Here is a 15728-nt window from a genome sequence, read left to right as displayed (position 1 = left end):
TGCACGCACCAGACCCCGCTCACCGGTGCTGACAAGGCGCCGGCGATTCCCGCAGGCTGATCCAAACGAAAGGCCCTGGTACAGCTCCTCCCAAGCTCCCCGCACGGCGGGGAACAAGCGTCGGCAGATCCGGCGTAAGACGGCGCTTACCTGGGGAAGTTCTCCTCAGAGGGTGCACAGGGGGCTTACGACACGCATCGTGCGCCTCCTGTGCGCCCTATGTCGCCACTGAACCTTCCTTCGATAGGCTGTACCGAACCCGCCCGCCGCATATGCCGCGGCACCGCGTCGTCTCCGCGTCGTCAAGCAGGGGTCCGAAACGCGGCCCCAGCGGGTCCGGGTACGTCATCGAATGTCATCACCTGCCATTCGACCGTCACGACAGTCACGCAGCTCAAGGAGAGTCATCGAGAGATGGCCGGTCCCGCGTTCCGCGCCGCCGCCGTCCGGGTGCGCGTCCCCGCCACCAGCGCCAACCTCGGCCCGGGCTTCGACGCCCTCGGCCTCGCGCTGGGCTTGTACGACGACGTGGTCGTCCGGGTGGCCGACTCCGGGCTGCACATCGACATCGCCGGTGAGGGCAGCGACACCCTCCCGCGCGACGAGAGCCACCTGCTCGTACGCTCCCTGCGCACCGCCTTCGACCTGCTCGGAGGCCAGCCGCGCGGCCTGGAGATCGTCTGCGCCAACCGCATCCCGCACGGCCGGGGCCTCGGTTCCTCCTCGGCCGCCATCTGCGCCGGGATCGTCGCCGCCCGCGCCGTCACCATAGGCGCCGAGGCACGGCTCGACGACACCGCGCTGCTCGAGCTCGCCACCGAGATCGAGGGCCACCCCGACAACGTCGCGGCCTGCCTGCTCGGCGGATTCACCCTGTCCTGGATGGACGGCGGCGCGGCCCGCGCCATCAGGATGGACCCGGCCGATTCCATCGTTCCGGTGGTTTTCGTCCCCGGAAAGCCGGTACTCACCGAAACCGCGCGCGGACTGCTGCCGCGCACCGTGCCGCACGTCGACGCGGCCGCCAACGCGGGCCGTGCGGCCCTGCTCGTCGAGGCCCTCACCCGGCGCCCCGAGCTGCTGCTGCCCGCCACCGAGGACCGCCTCCACCAGGAGTACCGCGCCCCCGCCATGCCGGAGAGCGCCGCCCTGGTCGAGCGACTGCGGGGGGACGGCATCCCCGCGGTGATCTCCGGCGCCGGACCCACGGTCATGGCGCTGGCCGACGCGGACACCGCCGACAAGGTCGAAGCACTGGCCGGCGGCGACTGGGCGGCCAACCGGCTCAGCCTGGACCTGCAGGGAGCGAGCGTGCTTCCGCTCGCCACCTGACACGGTTGCCGGAATTCGAGAGGGGGAATGTTTGTTGGATCCAGTAGTGTTAACCTCAAGTCTGCACCCGACCCCACCATGGCGAGGTGCCTCGTGTCCCCGTCCGGGACAGACATTCTTCCGGGAGCCCCCCAAGCCGCACTGTGTTCTCTGCATCGTTCACTGCCTCCCCTGTGGGCATGACGCCGTACGCGGACACTGAACGGCCCGCCGGGCACGCTCCGGAACCGGTGCGACCACGCCACGTGACACTGGGTGCCACGGCTCGAGGTAGCGCCATCACCAGATATCTCTTCCGCCGCTTAGGCGGACCACCGCCCCGGCACGGTCCACACAGCAAGGACCGAAGCCGGACAGCACAACCGGTCGCCGAGCCAGACAGGCCGACGTCCGCTCCAGGGAAGGACCCTTCGTGAGCGACACCACCGATCTGATGGGCGCACATGTCGACGAGACCGCTGCAGCGCCCGCCACGGACGCCTCCGCGCCTGCATCCGGTGCCGGCTCCCGGCGGCGGCGCGGTACCGGCCTCGAGGGCATGGTGCTGGCCGAGCTGCAGCAGGTCGCATCCGGCCTCGGCATCAGGGGCACCGCGCGGATGCGCAAGAGCCAGCTGATCGAGGTCATCAAGGAGGCGCAGGCCGCGGGCGGCGCCCCCGCGAAGACCGACGCGCCGGCCGAGACCAAGCCCAAGCGCCGCGCCACCTCCAAGGCCCGCACGGGTGAGACCGCCGAGAAGAAGGCGGACACCAAGGCCGAGGCCGCTTCCGCCGAACAGGCGGCGGCCCAGCAGCAGATCGAGATCCCGGGCCAGCCCTCCCCGAAGGCCTCCGCCTCCGCCGAGCAGCCCGCCGGCGCCGAGGCCCCGGCCGAGGCCCCCGCCGAGCGCCGCCGCAGGGCCACCGCCGAGGCGGGCGCCCCGGCCGCCGCCGAGACGACCACGGCCGAGGCCAAGACCGAGCAGAAGGCCGAGACCCCCGCCCAGCAGCAGGGTCAGCAGCAAGGACAGCAGGGCCAGCAGCCGGCCCAGGGCGACGCCAAGTCCGACTCCAAGTCCGACGGCGAGGGCGGCGAGGGCCGCCGCCGCGACCGCGACCGCGACCGCGACCGCAACCGCGGCCGGGACCGCGACCGCCGCAACAAGGGCGACGACCAGCAGGGCGGCCAGGGCCGCCAGCAGAGCCAGCAGGGCGGCGGCCGTCAGGACGACGGCTACGAGGAGGAGGGCGGCGGCCGGCGCGGCCGGCGCGGACGCTACCGCGACCGCCGTGGACGCCGTGGCCGCGACGACGCCGCCGAGCCGCAGATCGCCGAGGACGACGTCCTGATCCCGGTCGCGGGCATCCTGGACATCCTCGACAACTACGCCTTCATCCGGACCTCCGGCTATCTGCCCGGCCCGAACGACGTGTACGTCTCCCTCGCCCAGGTCCGCAAGAACGGCCTGCGCAAGGGCGACCACATCACCGGCGCCGTGCGCCAGCCGAAGGAGGGCGAGCGGCGCGAGAAGTTCAACGCGCTGGTCCGCCTGGACTCCGTCAACGGCATGGCCCCCGAACACGGCCGCGGCCGCCCGGAGTTCAACAAGCTCACCCCGCTGTACCCGCAGGACCGGCTCCGCCTGGAGACCGACCCGGGCGTGCTGACCACGCGGATCATCGACCTCGTCTCGCCGATCGGCAAGGGCCAGCGCGGTCTGATCGTGGCCCCGCCGAAGACCGGCAAGACCATGATCATGCAGGCGGTCGCCAACGCGATCACGCACAACAACCCCGAGTGCCACCTGATGGTCGTCCTGGTCGACGAGCGTCCGGAAGAGGTCACCGACATGCAGCGGTCGGTCAAGGGCGAGGTCATCTCCTCGACCTTCGACCGCCCGGCCGAGGACCACACCACGGTCGCCGAGCTGGCCATCGAGCGCGCCAAGCGGCTGGTGGAGCTGGGTCACGACGTGGTCGTGCTGCTCGACTCCATCACCCGTCTGGGCCGTGCCTACAACCTGGCCGCGCCCGCCTCGGGCCGCATCCTGTCCGGTGGTGTGGACTCCACCGCCCTGTACCCGCCGAAGCGCTTCTTCGGTGCCGCGCGCAACATCGAGGACGGTGGCTCGCTCACCATCCTGGCGACGGCGCTCGTCGACACCGGGTCCCGCATGGACGAGGTGATCTTCGAGGAGTTCAAGGGCACCGGCAACATGGAGCTCAAGCTCGACCGGAAGCTCGCCGACAAGCGCATCTTCCCCGCGGTGGACGTCGACGCGTCCGGCACCCGCAAGGAGGAGATCCTGCTCGGTGCCGAGGAGCTGGGCATCGTCTGGAAGCTGCGCCGGGTGCTGCACGCGCTCGACCAGCAGCAGGCGATCGAGCTGCTGCTCGACAAGATGAAGCAGACCAAGTCGAACGTCGAGTTCCTGATGCAGATCCAGAAGAACACCCCGACCCCCGGCAACGGCGACTGAGGGTCCGGTCGACTGACCGTTCAGTAAGTGAGGGCCGCCCTTCCAGCGAGGGGCGGCCCTCTCTCTTGTCCGGCCTGGATCTTCGTGTCCGCGGCGAGACCTTCGCCACATGGCTCATTCGGGGCGGACGGATCGAGCCGCGCGGCGTGCGCCGCCGAAAGCGCAGGTGAGCGGGGGCCTCGCCGCCCGTAGGGCGCCCGCTGCACGCTCGGCGGGGTCCCGGAGGGGCACAGAGGGGCGTGCAACCCTGTGCCGGGTTTCCCCGTCTGACCCGAACAGCGCGACGATAGGTGCCGTACAGGTCCTGAACCGGCCAAGTCTGGCATCGAGCGCAGGGGGTATCCGACCGGACGAGAGCTGAGGAGCACATGTCTGCCGAGAGCACACCGGGCCCCGCCGCGGCGGGAGAGTCCGGCACACCGGCCGCCCGCCCCAGGGGGAGGGGGCGCCGCCGCAAGCCGCGCGGCAAGCGGCTCTCGGGCATGAAGGTGATGGCCTGGACCGCCGCCGGCATCGTGGTGCTGGGCGGCACCGGCATCGGGTACGTCTACTTCAAGCTCAACGGCAACATCAACAGCGTCGACATCGACCAGGCGCTCGGCACCGACCGGCCCGAGAAGATCGACAACGGCTCGGAGAACATCCTGGTCCTCGGCTCCGACACCCGCTCCGGCAGCAACAAGGGGCTCGGCGGCGGCACGGACGACGGCACCGCCCGCTCCGACACGGCGATGATCGTGCACGTCTACGAGGGCCACAAGAAGGCCGGCGTCGTTTCCATCCCGCGCGACACCCTGATGGAGCGCCCCGAGTGCACTGACGCCGACGGCAACAAGCACCCCGGTGCGCGCAGCGCCATGTTCAACTCCGCCTACGCCACCGGCGGCGCCGCCTGCGCCGTGAAGACCGTCGAGAAGCTGACCGACCTGCGCATGGATCACTACCTGGAGGTCGACTTCGCCGGCTTCCAGAACCTCATCGACAAGCTCGGCGGGGTCGAGGTCACCACCAGCAAGGACATCAAGGACCCCGAGAGCCACCTGAACCTGCCGGCCGGCACTCACCGGCTCGACGGCGAGCAGGCCCTCGGCCTGGTCCGCACCCGCCACGGCGTCGGCGACGGCTCCGACCTGGGCCGCATCCAGCTCCAGCAGGCGTTCATCAAGGCGCTGGTCAAGCAGGTCCGGGAGATCGGCCTGTTCACCAACCCGAAGAAGCTCTACGACCTCGCCGACACCGCCACCAAGACCGTCACCACCGACTCCGGCCTGGGCTCGGTCAACTCCCTGATGTCCTTCGCGAACGGCATGAAGGGCATCAGCCCCGGCAACATGCAGATGGTCACCATGCCGGTCGCCTACGACCCGGACAACCCCAACCGGGTCCTGCTGCAGAAGCGGAAGGCCGACCTGGTGTGGAAGGCCCTGAAGCAGGACAAGCCGATCCCCGAGGCGGCCACCGAGGAGTCGGCCACCGGTGAGGCGAAGGACGTGGTCAGCGCCCCGTGACGGGTGCCGGGTGCCGGCCCCGCCCTTACGGAACAGCCCCGGCGGGCCGGGCGCGGACCGCGCGGAATAGATGGAGGCAGCCCCCGGTTTTGGGGGATGGGCCCAGTCCTGGCAGACTGGTACGTCGGCTCCGGTTCACGCCCCCGCATCCCGCGGCGGCGACCCGGCGCCCTCCCGAAACCTAGGAGACACCTTGAAGCGCGACATCCACCCCGCGTACGTCGAGACGCAGGTCAGCTGCACCTGCGGCGCGTCGTTCACCACCCGCAGCACCATCGAGTCCGGCACCATCCGGGCCGAGGTCTGCTCCGAGTGCCACCCGTTCTACACGGGCAAGCAGAAGATCCTCGACACCGGTGGCCGTGTGGCCCGCTTCGAGGCCCGCTTCGGCAAGGCCGCCGGCTCCAAGAAGTAGCGAGCCCCTATTCGCCGGTCCACGGTCGCGCCCCACGGGGGTGCGCCCGGGACCGGCGTTTTTGGTCGCCCGCCCTTCACCCCCGTCACCGCAGGAGCCCAAGATGTTCGAGGCCGTCGAGGAACTCGTCGCCGAGCACGCCGACCTGGAGAAGAAGCTCGCCGACCCGTCGGTCCACGCCGACCAGGCAGGCGCGCGCAGGCTGAACAAGCGCTACGCCGAACTCACCCCGATCGTCGCCACGTACCGCTCCTGGAAGCAGACCGGCGACGACATCGAGGCCGCACGCGAACTGGCCGCCGACGACCCGGACTTCGCCGCCGAGGTCAAGGAGCTGGAGCAGCAGCGCGAGGAGCTCACCGAGAAGCTGCGGCTGCTGCTGATCCCGCGCGACCCGAGCGACGACAAGGACGTCATCCTGGAGATCAAGGCGGGTGCGGGCGGCGACGAGTCCGCGCTGTTCGCCGGTGACCTGCTGCGCATGTACCTGCGCTACGCCGAGCGGGTCGGCTGGAAGACCGAGATCATCGACGCCACCGAGTCCGAGCTGGGCGGCTACAAGGACGTCCAGGTCGCCGTGAAGGCCCGCGGTCCGGTCGAGCCCGGCCAGGGCGTATGGGCCCGGCTGAAGTACGAGGGCGGCGTGCACCGCGTGCAGCGCGTCCCGGCCACCGAGTCGCAGGGCCGCATCCACACCTCCGCCGCCGGTGTGCTGGTCACGCCCGAGGCGGAGGAGGTCGACGTGGAGATCAACCCCAACGATCTGCGCATCGACGTCTACCGGTCCTCCGGCCCCGGCGGCCAGTCCGTCAACACCACCGACTCCGCGGTGCGCATCACGCACATCCCGACCGGCGTCGTCGCCTCCTGCCAGAACGAGAAGAGCCAGCTGCAGAACAAGGAGCAGGCCCTGCGTATCCTGCGCTCCAGGCTGCTCGCCATGGCGCAGGAGGAGGCGGAGCGGGAGGCCGCCGACGCCCGCCGCAGCCAGGTCCGCACCGTCGACCGCTCCGAGAAGATCCGCACCTACAACTTCCCGGAGAACCGCATCTCGGACCACCGGATCGGCTTCAAGGCGTACAACCTGGACCAGGTGCTGGACGGCGACCTCGACGCGGTGATCCAGGCCTGCGTCGACGCCGACTCGGCCGCCAAGCTCGCGGCCGCGTAACTTACGTAGACAGCCCGGAGGACCACGTGAATCTGCTGCTCGCCGAGGTGGCCCAGGCCACCCAGCGGCTCGCCGACGCCGGCGTGCCCTCGCCGCGCACCGACGCGGAGGAGCTCGCCGCGTTCGTGCACGGCGTCAAGCGCGGCGAGCTGCACAACGTGAAGGACTCCGACTTCGACGCCCGGTACTGGGAGGTCGTCGCACGCCGGGAGGCCCGCGAACCGCTGCAGCACATCACCGGGCGCGCCTACTTCCGCTACCTGGAGCTGCAGGTCGGGCCCGGGGTGTTCGTGCCGCGTCCGGAGACCGAGTCGGTGGTCGGCTGGGCCATAGACGCGGTGCGCGCCATGGACGTCGTCGAGCCGTGCATCGTCGACCTGTGCACCGGCTCGGGCGCCATAGCGCTCGCGCTGGCCCAGGAGGTGCCGCGCTCGCGCGTGTACGCGGTGGAGCTGTCCGAGGAAGCGCTGGTGTGGACCCGCAAGAACATGGAGGGGTCCCGGGTCGAGCTGCGCCAGGGCGACGCCCTGACGGCCTTCCCCGACCTCGACGGGCAGGTCGACCTGGTCATCTCCAATCCGCCGTACATCCCGCTGTCGGAGTGGGAGTACGTCGCCCCCGAGGCGCGCGACTACGACCCCGGCATGGCGCTGTTCTCCGGCGAGGACGGCCTGGACCTGATCCGCGGCCTGGAGCGCACCGCGCACCGGCTGCTGCGTCCCGGCGGGGTGGTCGTGGTGGAGCACGCCGACACCCAGGGCGGCCAGGTGCCGTGGATCTTCGCGGAGGACCGCGGCTGGACCGACGCTGCCGACCACCCGGACCTGAACAACCGCCCGCGGTTCGCCACCGCCCGCAAGGCGCTGCCGTGACCGCCCGGCCGACGCGGCAGACCCCGCAGACCCCGCAGACCCCGCAGACCCGGCAGACCCGGCAGACCCGGCAAGCCGGGCAGACCCGGCAGACCCGGCAGGCCGGGCAGACCCCACAGACCCCACAGGCGCGGCAGCCCGGGCAGCCCGGCCGGGCCCGGCTTACGTCTTTCCGTCAGCAGCACGTGTACGAGGAGGCCCGTTAAATGGCTCGGCGTTACGACACCAACGACGCGACCGACCGCGCGACCGGTCTGCGCGAGGCCGCCTCCGCCGTCCGCCGCGGCGAGCTCGTGGTGCTGCCCACGGACACCGTGTACGGCATCGGCGCGGACGCGTTCTCCCCGGACGCCGTGGCCGACCTGCTGGCCGCGAAGGGCCGGGGCCGCAACATGCCCACGCCCGTCCTGATCGGCTCCCCGAACACCCTGCACGGCCTGGTCACCGACTTTTCCGAGCTGGCCTGGGAGCTGGTCGACGCGTTCTGGCCGGGCGCTCTGACGCTGGTCGCCAAGCACCAGCCGTCGCTGCAGTGGGACCTCGGCGACGCGCGCGGCACGGTCGCGGTGCGGATGCCGCTGCACCCGGTCGCCATCGAGCTGCTGACCGAGGTCGGCCCCATGGCCGTCTCCTCCGCCAACCTCACCGGGCACCCGGCGCCGGAGAACTGCGACGCCGCGCAGGAGATGCTCGGCGACTCGGTCTCCGTCTACCTCGACGGCGGCCCGACCCCGGGCAACGTCCCCTCGTCCATCGTCGACGTCACCCGTTCCGTGCCGGTCCTGCTGCGCGAGGGAGCGCTCTCGCCGGAGCAGCTGCGCAAGGTGGTACCCGACCTCGAGGTGGCGAATTGACGGCCCCTGACGCGGGGCGTGGCATAGGCAACGGGGAGAGCAGCGCGGAGCAGACGACGACGTTCGGCTTCCCGCGCGACACCTTCCGCATCCTCCACGTCAGCACCGGCAACGTCTGCCGCTCGCCGATCACCGAGCGGCTGACCCGGCATTTCGTGCAGCAGCGGCTGGGCGTGCTGGGCGGCGGGCTGATCGTGGAGAGCGCGGGCACCTGGGGCCACGAGGGCGCGCCCATGGAGTCCCACGCGGAGACGGTGCTGGCCGAGTACGGGGCGGACGCCTCCGGCTTCAAGGGCCGCGAGCTGCTGGACGAGCACGTCATCCGGGCGGACCTGGTGCTCACGGCCACGCGGGACCACCGGGCGCAGGTGATCTCGATGGGCCACTCGGCGGGCCTGCGCACCTTCACCCTGAAGGAGTTCACCCGCCTGGTGAACGCCATCGACCCGGCGACGCTGCCCCCGCTGGAGGACGGCCTGGTGATGCGCGCCCGCGCCCTGGTCCGCGCCGCGGCCGCGCTGCGCGGGTGGCTCCTGGCCCCCACCGCGGAGGCCGACGAGGTCCACGACCCGTACGGCGCCCCCCTGACCTTCTTCCGCTCCATCGGCGACGAGATCCACCAGGCCCTGGACCCGGTGGTGACGGCGCTGACCGGGGTGCCGGCGCACACCTAGCCGCCAGCCGGCCGCGGCGGCCTCACGGGCGTGCCGCAGGGGCCGTGGTGCAACAACTCGGGCGCGGGCGTACTGCCGGGCCTACATTGGTCCTACGTCAGCGTCGACGCCCGGGAGTTCGTCATGACGGTCACCCATGCCCTCGAGGGCGATGTGCTGCGGCGGCAGGATCCCGAGCTCGCCGACCTGCTGCTGGGGGAGCGCGAGCGGCAGGCGAGCACGCTGCAGCTGATCGCTGCCGAGAACTTCACCTCGCCGGCCGTGCTGGCCGCCCTCGGGTCGCCGCTGGCCAACAAGTACGCCGAGGGGTACCCCGGCGCCCGGCACCACGGGGGCTGCGAGATCGTCGACGTCGCCGAGCGGCTGGCCGTCGAGCGGGCCAAGACGCTGTTCGGCGCCGAGCACGCCAATGTGCAGGCGCACTCCGGTTCGTCGGCCGTGCTGGCCGCCTATGCGGCGCTGCTGCGCCCCGGGGACACCGTGCTCGCCCTCGGCCTGCCCCACGGCGGCCACCTCACGCACGGCTCGCCCGCGAACTTCTCGGGCCGCTGGTTCGACTTCGTCGGCTACGGCGTCGACGCCGAGTCCGGGCTCATCGACCGCGACCAGGTGCGCACCCTGGCCCGCACCCGCCGCCCCAAGGCCATCGTCTGCGGCTCCATCTCCTACCCCCGGCACATCGACTACGCCTTCTTCCGCGAGGTGGCCGACGAGGTGGGCGCCCATCTCATCGCCGACGCCGCGCACCCCATCGGGCTGGTCGCCGGGGGAGCGGCGCCCAGCCCCGTGCCGTACGCGGACATCGTGTGCGCGACCACGCACAAGGTGCTCCGCGGCCCGCGCGGCGGCATGATCCTGTGCGGCGGCGAGCTGGCCGAGCGGGTCGACCGGGCCGTGTTCCCCTTCACCCAGGGCGGCGCCCAGATGCACACCATCGCCGCCAAGGCCGTGGCCTTCGGCGAGGCAGCCACCCCGGCCTTCGCCGCGTACACACACCAGGTGGTCGCCAACGCCAAGGCGCTGGCCGCGGCGCTGGCCGCCGAGGGCCTGGTCGTCACCACCGGCGGCACGGACACCCACCTGATCACCGCCGACCCGGCCCCGCTCGGCGTCGACGGCCGCACCGCCCGTGGCCGGCTCGCGGCGGCCGGCCTGGTCATGGACAGCTGTGCCCTTCCCCACGCAGACCTGCGCGGACTGCGCCTCGGCACGGCCGCGGTCACCACCCAGGGCATGGGGGAGGCGGAGATGATCCGGATCGCGGCGTTCATCGGCCGGGCACTGCGGGACGAGGCCAGTGCGCCCAGGGTGCGGGAGCAGGTGCGGGACCTGGCCGGCGCCTTCCCGCCATGACCGTACGGGGCGCCGACGTGACTGTACGGGTGATGTAACGGTCCGTCTCCGGCCACAGGGCGGGCAGGACCCGTGGACAGCCGCGAGGGCTAAGGTGTGGTGCTGACACACCAGTGACTCCTAGGAAAGCCCGTGCGTGAATACCTGCTGACGCTCTGCATCACGGCCGCGGTGACGTACCTGCTGACCGGCCCGGTACGCAAGTTCGCGATCGTGGCCGGGGCGATGCCGGAGATCCGCGCGCGTGACGTGCACCGGGAGCCCACCCCGCGGCTCGGCGGGATCGCGATGTTCTTCGGGCTGTGCGCGGGCCTGCTGGTGGCCAGTCACCTGACCAACCTGAACCAGGTGTTCGAGGACTCCAACGAGGCCCGCGCCCTGCTGTCGGGGGCGGCGCTGATCTGGCTGCTCGGCGTCCTGGACGACAAGTTCGAGATCGACGCCCTGATCAAGCTGGGTGCCCAGGTGATCGCCGCCGGCGTCATGATCCTGCAGGGCCTGACGATCCTGTGGCTGCCCATCCCCGGCGTCGGCACGGTCGCCGTCACCCCGTGGCAGGGCAATCTGCTCACCGTGGCGCTGGTCGTCATCACCATCAACGCGGTGAACTTCGTCGACGGACTCGACGGTCTCGCCGCGGGCATGGTGTGCATCGCGGCCACCGCGTTCTTCCTCTACAGCTACCGGATCTGGTACGGCTACGGCGCCGAGGCCGCAGCCCCCGCCACCCTGTTCTCCGCGCTGCTGATCGGCATGTGCCTCGGCTTCCTGCCGCACAATCTGCACCCGGCCCGGATCTTCATGGGGGACTCCGGCTCGATGCTGATCGGCCTCGTCCTGGCGGCCAGCGCCGTGTCGGTCACCGGCCAGCTGGACGTCGAGGCGCTCAATGTCGACCTGGGCGGCACGCGGGAGGCGACCCATGCGATGGTGCCGGTCTTCATCCCGCTGATCATGCCGCTGACGATCATCGCCCTGCCCATGGCGGACCTGATCCTGGCGATCGTGCGGCGCACCTGGCGCGGCCAGTCGCCGTTCGCGGCGGACCGGGGGCATCTGCACCACCGGCTGCTGGAGATCGGCCACTCGCACAGCCGGGCGGTGCTGATCATGTACTTCTGGTCGGCGCTGATCGCCTTCGGCGCGCTGGCCTACTCGGTCAACTCGGCGTCCATGTGGATCGTCCTGGGGGTGGTCTTCCTCAGCGCGATCGGGCTGGTTCTGCTCCTGCTGCCCCGCTTCACTCCGCGCACCCCGCGCTGGATGGAGGCGTTCGTGCCGCCCCGCTACCGCCGGGCCCGCCGCAGCGCCGCCCGCGCCTCCCGGCAGGCACCGGCCCCGGCGGAGGCCGGGCCGGCCGATGCGGCGGAGCAGCAGGGCACCCGCACTCCGGTCGCCGCCGGCGTCTCCGGCGTCAACGGCGCCACCGCCGTCGGACCCCGCGCACGCTTGGCCGACCGCCGCAGGGCGAGCAGCTCGCGCTAGGTGGACCGATCACGCCCCCGGCCAGGGGTGAGGCACCGTCACCTCCGGGGGCTGGTCACGGTCAAGGTAAGAATCCGCCTAGAGCATTGCCAACTCGTGGGGGTGTGATGGGTCTGCTTTGGGGGTGCGAACCCCCAATATCAGACAACTCGCCCCGCTTCTCGCTCACGCGCGCGTGTTCACCCTCATGTGTGAGAGTGGGCACACCTCTCGGGTAAAGACTGCATCAAATAGTTTGTGATACCGTTCACGAGAACCCCGCGGAGAGCCGAAGGGCCGTAGTGCGACGGTCCGATGGTGTGAGAACTTCACACTTGGCCCAGGGGTTTACGCTCGTCCATGACGACACCCCTGCCCCCTGTGAAAAGCGGAGTTGCCGCCATGCTGTCCAACGACGTCCGGAATCTGGCCCAGGCCGCCGTGCCCACGGCCGCCGCCGGCGCTGTCGGCGTCGTTGTCAGCGCGGTGGTGGCCGGAGGCAAGGGGGCGATCGGAGCGCTCGTCGCGACCGTGGTGGTCATCCTCTTCATGGGGATCGGCCTCTACGTCCTGCAGCGCACCGCCAGAACGCTTCCGCACCTGTTCCAGATGATGGGCCTGATGCTCTACGCGGCGCAGATCCTGCTGCTGTTCATCTTCCTCACGGCGTTCAAGGACACCACGCTGTTCAACGCCAAGGCATTTGCGTTCACGCTGGTCGGCGGCACTCTGGTGTGGATCGCCGCACAGACGCGCGCCCATATGAAAACCAAGATCCTCTACGTCGAGCCCGAGTCGACGACGGGCGGGAAGCCCGACAAGCCGGGGCCCTCGTCGTGAGAGGTAGGCCCGGGATAAAGACGCGTGAGAGATCCTGCTATCGTCCGGTGCCAACTGCGGCATCGCGGGCGCGGGCATCCGAGCTGACGCCTGCTACATCGCGAGGCTTGTTGCCCCCCAGCCGCCCCCACATCCGTAACACCTGTCCGGTGCCGATCCGCGGCTGCGCGCCGCGCCGACACAACGAGGTTGCCGTACCTATGCGTCACGCCGAAGGAGCCCGCGGTGAGTGCTGACCAGACCCAGCTCGCCTTTGACTGGAGCTGTCGGATCATGTCCGACAACGGGTGTGGCTTTCCGGCTCCGGGCCTGCACTCGTTCCTCTTCAAGCCGATCGCCACTGTCGGTGGGATCGAGTTCAACAAGGTGATGCTGCTCGCCCTCATCACCACCGTCGTCGTCGTCAGCTTCTTCTACGCGGCGTTCGGCAAGGCGAAGGTGGTGCCGGGCAAGCTGCAGATGATCGGTGAGGCCGGATACGACTTCGTCCGCCGCGGCATCGTCTACGAGACGCTCGGCAAGAAGGAGGGCGAGAAGTACGTCCCCTTCATGGTCTCGCTGTTCTTCTTCATCTGGGTCATGAACATCTGGTCCGTGGTCCCGCTGGCCCAGTTTCCGGTGTCGTCGATCATCGCCTACCCGATGGTGCTCGCCGCGATCGTCTGGCTGGTCTGGGTGGGGCTGACCTTCAAGCGGCACGGCTTCGTCGGCTTCTTCAAGAACGTGACCGGCTACGACAAGTCGCTGGGCGCGGTGCTGCCGCTGGTCATGGTTATCGAGTTCTTCTCGAACCTCCTGGTCCGGCCGTTCACCCACGCCGTGCGACTGTTCGCCAACATGTTCGCCGGCCACCTCATGCTGGTGATGTTCACGGTCGCCTCCTGGTACCTGCTGAACAGCTGGATGATCCCGGCGGCCGGCGTCTCCTTCGTCATGACCATGGTCATGATCGTGTTCGAACTTTTCGTCCAGGCCGTCCAGGCGTACGTCTTCGTGCTGCTGGCCTGCTCGTACATCCAGGGCGCGCTCGCCGAGCACCACTGAGCCTCCCCCGCACCACAAGCCCCCAAGAACGTCCGGTGGCCAACCCCCGCCGGTCCGAGAAAGAGAAGGAAGAATCAGCATGGCTGCCATGGAGACCCTCGCCGCCCTCGAAGGCAACATCGGTTCCGTCGGCTACGGCCTCGCCGCCATCGGCCCCGGTGTCGGCGTCGGCATCATCTTCGGTAACGGCACCCAGGCGCTCGCCCGCCAGCCCGAGGCCGCCGGCCTGATCCGTGCCAACCAGATCCTCGGCTTCGCCTTCTGTGAGGCGCTCGCCCTCATCGGCATCGTCATGCCGTTCGTCTACAACTGACGAACGCCGACGAGCCAAACCTTTCGACGAAAGGCACTGATGTGATCGCCAACCTGGTACAGCTGGCGGCCGAGGAGGAGCAGAACCCGCTCATTCCTCCGGGCCCCGAGCTGCTCGTCGGCACCATCGCCTTCGCCATCGTGTTCTTCTTCTTCTGGAAGAAGCTGCTCCCGAACATCAACAAGGTTCTGGAGGAGCGCCGGGCGGCGATCGAAGGCGGTATCGAAGAGGCCGAGGCCATGAAGGTCGAGGCCCAGAGCGTCCTTGAGCAGTACAAGGCACAGCTCGCCGAGGCCCGGCACGAGGCCGCGCGTCTGCGCCAGGAGGCGCAGGAGCAGGGTGCCGCGCTCATCGCCGAGATGCGTGCGGAGGGCCAGCGGCAGCGCGAGGAGATCATCGCCGCCGGTCACGCCCAGATCGAGGCCGACCGCAAGGCCGCCGCGTCCGCGCTGCGTCAGGACGTCGGCAAGCTCGCCACCGACCTGGCCGGCAAGCTCGTCGGCGAGTCCCTCGAGGACCACGCCCGGCAGAGCCGCGTGATCGACCGCTTCCTGGACGAGCTCGACCAGAAGGCTGAGGCCGCACGATGAACGGAGCGAGCCGCGAGGCCCTGGCAGCCGCCCGTGAGCGTCTCGACGCGCTGACGGACAGCACGACCGTCGACGCCGCGACGCTCGCCGACGAGCTGGCCGCCGTCACCGCGCTGCTCGACCGCGAGGTGTCGCTGCGTCGGGTCCTCACCGACCCGGCGCAGGACGGAGAGGCCAAGGCGGAGCTGGCCCAGCGCCTGCTCGGCTCGCGGGTCAGCGGCGAGGCCGTGGACCTGGTGGCCGGCATGGTGCGTTCCCGCTGGTCGCAGTCCCGCGACCTGGTGGACGCGCTGGAGCAGCTGGCCGACCTCGCCGACCTCACCGCCGCCCAGCGGGCGGGCACGCTCGACAGCGTCGAGGACGAGCTGTTCCGGTTCGGCCGGATCGTCTCCGGCAGCACCGAGCTGCGCGCCGCGCTGACCGACCGCAAGGCCACCACGTCCGCCAAGGCCGAGCTGCTGCGCAGCCTGCTCGGCGGCCGGGCCGATGCGGTCACCCAGCGACTGGTGACGCGTCTTGTGACCGCGCCGCGGGGACGTAGCCTGGAGTCGGGACTGGAGTCCCTGTCCAAGCTCGCCGCCGACCGCCGCAACCGCATGGTGGCCGTGGTCACCTCCGCGGTGCCGCTGAGCGACCAGCAGAAGCAGCGCCTGGGCGCCGCCCTGGCGAAGCTCTACGGCCGCCAGATGCACCTCAACCTCGACGTGGACCCCTCGGTCATCGGCGGGATCCGGGTGCAGATCGGCGACGAGGTCATCAACGGCTCCATCGCGGACCGGCTGGAAGACGCGAGCCGCCGCCTGGCCGGCTAGCAGCAATTTCATAGCAACGAACGCAGTA

At 70.5% G+C, this 15728-nt stretch carries 15 protein-coding genes; all 15 read left to right on the top strand.

What is annotated here, in order from left to right; translation table 11 throughout:
• Window positions 1-414: 414 nt before the first annotated feature.
• The 15 genes from thrB to ABD198_RS13475 all read left to right on the top strand — a co-directional run bounded on the left by thrB (window position 415) and on the right by ABD198_RS13475 (window position 15700).
• The gene (gene thrB / locus ABD198_RS13545; protein WP_344000758.1) at window positions 415-1332 is read left to right on the top strand and encodes a homoserine kinase; all 918 of its coding nucleotides are present in this window, start codon (window positions 415-417) and stop codon (window positions 1330-1332) included.
• Between the two features lie 412 nt (window positions 1333-1744).
• The gene (rho, locus tag ABD198_RS13540; RefSeq protein WP_344000756.1) at window positions 1745-3790 is read left to right on the top strand and encodes a transcription termination factor Rho; all 2046 of its coding nucleotides are present in this window, start codon (window positions 1745-1747) and stop codon (window positions 3788-3790) included.
• Between the two features lie 368 nt (window positions 3791-4158).
• Window positions 4159-5298, top strand: coding sequence for an LCP family protein (locus ABD198_RS13535; protein ID WP_344000754.1), 1140 nt, complete (start codon window positions 4159-4161; stop codon window positions 5296-5298).
• A 193-nt stretch (window positions 5299-5491) separates the two neighbouring features.
• Window positions 5492-5713: a 50S ribosomal protein L31 gene (gene rpmE / locus ABD198_RS13530; protein WP_030740744.1), complete on the top strand. Its 222-nt coding sequence runs from the start codon at window positions 5492-5494 to the stop codon at window positions 5711-5713.
• 103 nt (window positions 5714-5816) lie between these two features.
• Entirely contained in the window at window positions 5817-6884 is a 1068-nt protein-coding gene (prfA, locus tag ABD198_RS13525; protein WP_344000751.1) for a peptide chain release factor 1, read from the top strand.
• A 26-nt stretch (window positions 6885-6910) separates the two neighbouring features.
• On the top strand, window positions 6911-7756 hold the full coding sequence (prmC, locus tag ABD198_RS13520) for a peptide chain release factor N(5)-glutamine methyltransferase (RefSeq protein WP_167997667.1): 846 nt from the start codon (window positions 6911-6913) through the stop codon (window positions 7754-7756).
• Window positions 7757-7962: 206 nt separating this feature from the next.
• A complete protein-coding gene (locus ABD198_RS13515) occupies window positions 7963-8610 on the top strand; it encodes an L-threonylcarbamoyladenylate synthase (RefSeq protein WP_344000748.1) in 648 nt (215 codons plus the stop codon).
• Window positions 8607-9284 carry an arsenate reductase/protein-tyrosine-phosphatase family protein gene (locus tag ABD198_RS13510; protein ID WP_344000746.1) on the top strand — a complete coding sequence of 226 codons (678 nt, stop codon included), beginning with the start codon at window positions 8607-8609 and terminating at the stop codon, window positions 9282-9284. Before ABD198_RS13515 ends, ABD198_RS13510 begins: the two co-directional genes overlap by 4 nt.
• A gap of 123 nt (window positions 9285-9407) precedes the next feature.
• The gene (locus ABD198_RS13505; protein ID WP_344000770.1) at window positions 9408-10637 is read left to right on the top strand and encodes a serine hydroxymethyltransferase; all 1230 of its coding nucleotides are present in this window, start codon (window positions 9408-9410) and stop codon (window positions 10635-10637) included.
• 132 nt (window positions 10638-10769) lie between these two features.
• Window positions 10770-12122: an MraY family glycosyltransferase gene (locus ABD198_RS13500; RefSeq protein WP_344000744.1), complete on the top strand. Its 1353-nt coding sequence runs from the start codon at window positions 10770-10772 to the stop codon at window positions 12120-12122.
• Between the two features lie 381 nt (window positions 12123-12503).
• Complete coding sequence (locus ABD198_RS13495; protein ID WP_344000741.1) at window positions 12504-12941, top strand: Cg1360 family ATP-synthase-associated protein; 438 nt, start codon at window positions 12504-12506, stop codon at window positions 12939-12941.
• Window positions 12942-13166: 225 nt separating this feature from the next.
• Window positions 13167-13985, top strand: coding sequence for a F0F1 ATP synthase subunit A (gene atpB / locus ABD198_RS13490; protein ID WP_486388889.1), 819 nt, complete (start codon window positions 13167-13169; stop codon window positions 13983-13985).
• 79 nt (window positions 13986-14064) lie between these two features.
• Window positions 14065-14298: an ATP synthase F0 subunit C gene (gene atpE / locus ABD198_RS13485; protein ID WP_013000660.1), complete on the top strand. Its 234-nt coding sequence runs from the start codon at window positions 14065-14067 to the stop codon at window positions 14296-14298.
• 41 nt (window positions 14299-14339) lie between these two features.
• Window positions 14340-14888: a F0F1 ATP synthase subunit B gene (locus ABD198_RS13480; RefSeq protein WP_344000738.1), complete on the top strand. Its 549-nt coding sequence runs from the start codon at window positions 14340-14342 to the stop codon at window positions 14886-14888.
• Window positions 14885-15700 (top strand): F0F1 ATP synthase subunit delta, encoded by an 816-nt coding sequence (locus tag ABD198_RS13475; protein ID WP_344000736.1) that lies wholly within the window; start codon window positions 14885-14887, stop codon window positions 15698-15700. Before ABD198_RS13480 ends, ABD198_RS13475 begins: the two co-directional genes overlap by 4 nt.
• Window positions 15701-15728 lie beyond the last annotated feature (28 nt).

Origin of the sequence: Streptomyces thermocarboxydovorans (assembly GCF_039524635.1) — a bacterium.
Lineage (GTDB): Bacteria > Actinomycetota > Actinomycetes > Streptomycetales > Streptomycetaceae > Streptomyces > Streptomyces thermocarboxydovorans.
The sequence above is the reverse complement of the archived record's forward strand: the minus strand, read 5'-3'. Positions and strand labels throughout refer to the sequence as shown.

Coding starts and splice junctions, on each gene's coding strand:
- ABD198_RS13495 (WP_344000741.1), top strand. CDS start 12,504: ATGCTGTCCAACGACGTCCGGAATCTGGCCCAGGCCGCCGTGCCCACG.
- ABD198_RS13505 (WP_344000770.1), top strand. CDS start 9,408: ATGACGGTCACCCATGCCCTCGAGGGCGATGTGCTGCGGCGGCAGGAT.
- ABD198_RS13475 (WP_344000736.1), top strand. CDS start 14,885: ATGAACGGAGCGAGCCGCGAGGCCCTGGCAGCCGCCCGTGAGCGTCTC.
- thrB (WP_344000758.1), top strand. CDS start 415: ATGGCCGGTCCCGCGTTCCGCGCCGCCGCCGTCCGGGTGCGCGTCCCC.
- ABD198_RS13515 (WP_344000748.1), top strand. CDS start 7,963: ATGGCTCGGCGTTACGACACCAACGACGCGACCGACCGCGCGACCGGT.
- prfA (WP_344000751.1), top strand. CDS start 5,817: ATGTTCGAGGCCGTCGAGGAACTCGTCGCCGAGCACGCCGACCTGGAG.
- ABD198_RS13535 (WP_344000754.1), top strand. CDS start 4,159: ATGTCTGCCGAGAGCACACCGGGCCCCGCCGCGGCGGGAGAGTCCGGC.
- atpE (WP_013000660.1), top strand. CDS start 14,065: ATGGCTGCCATGGAGACCCTCGCCGCCCTCGAAGGCAACATCGGTTCC.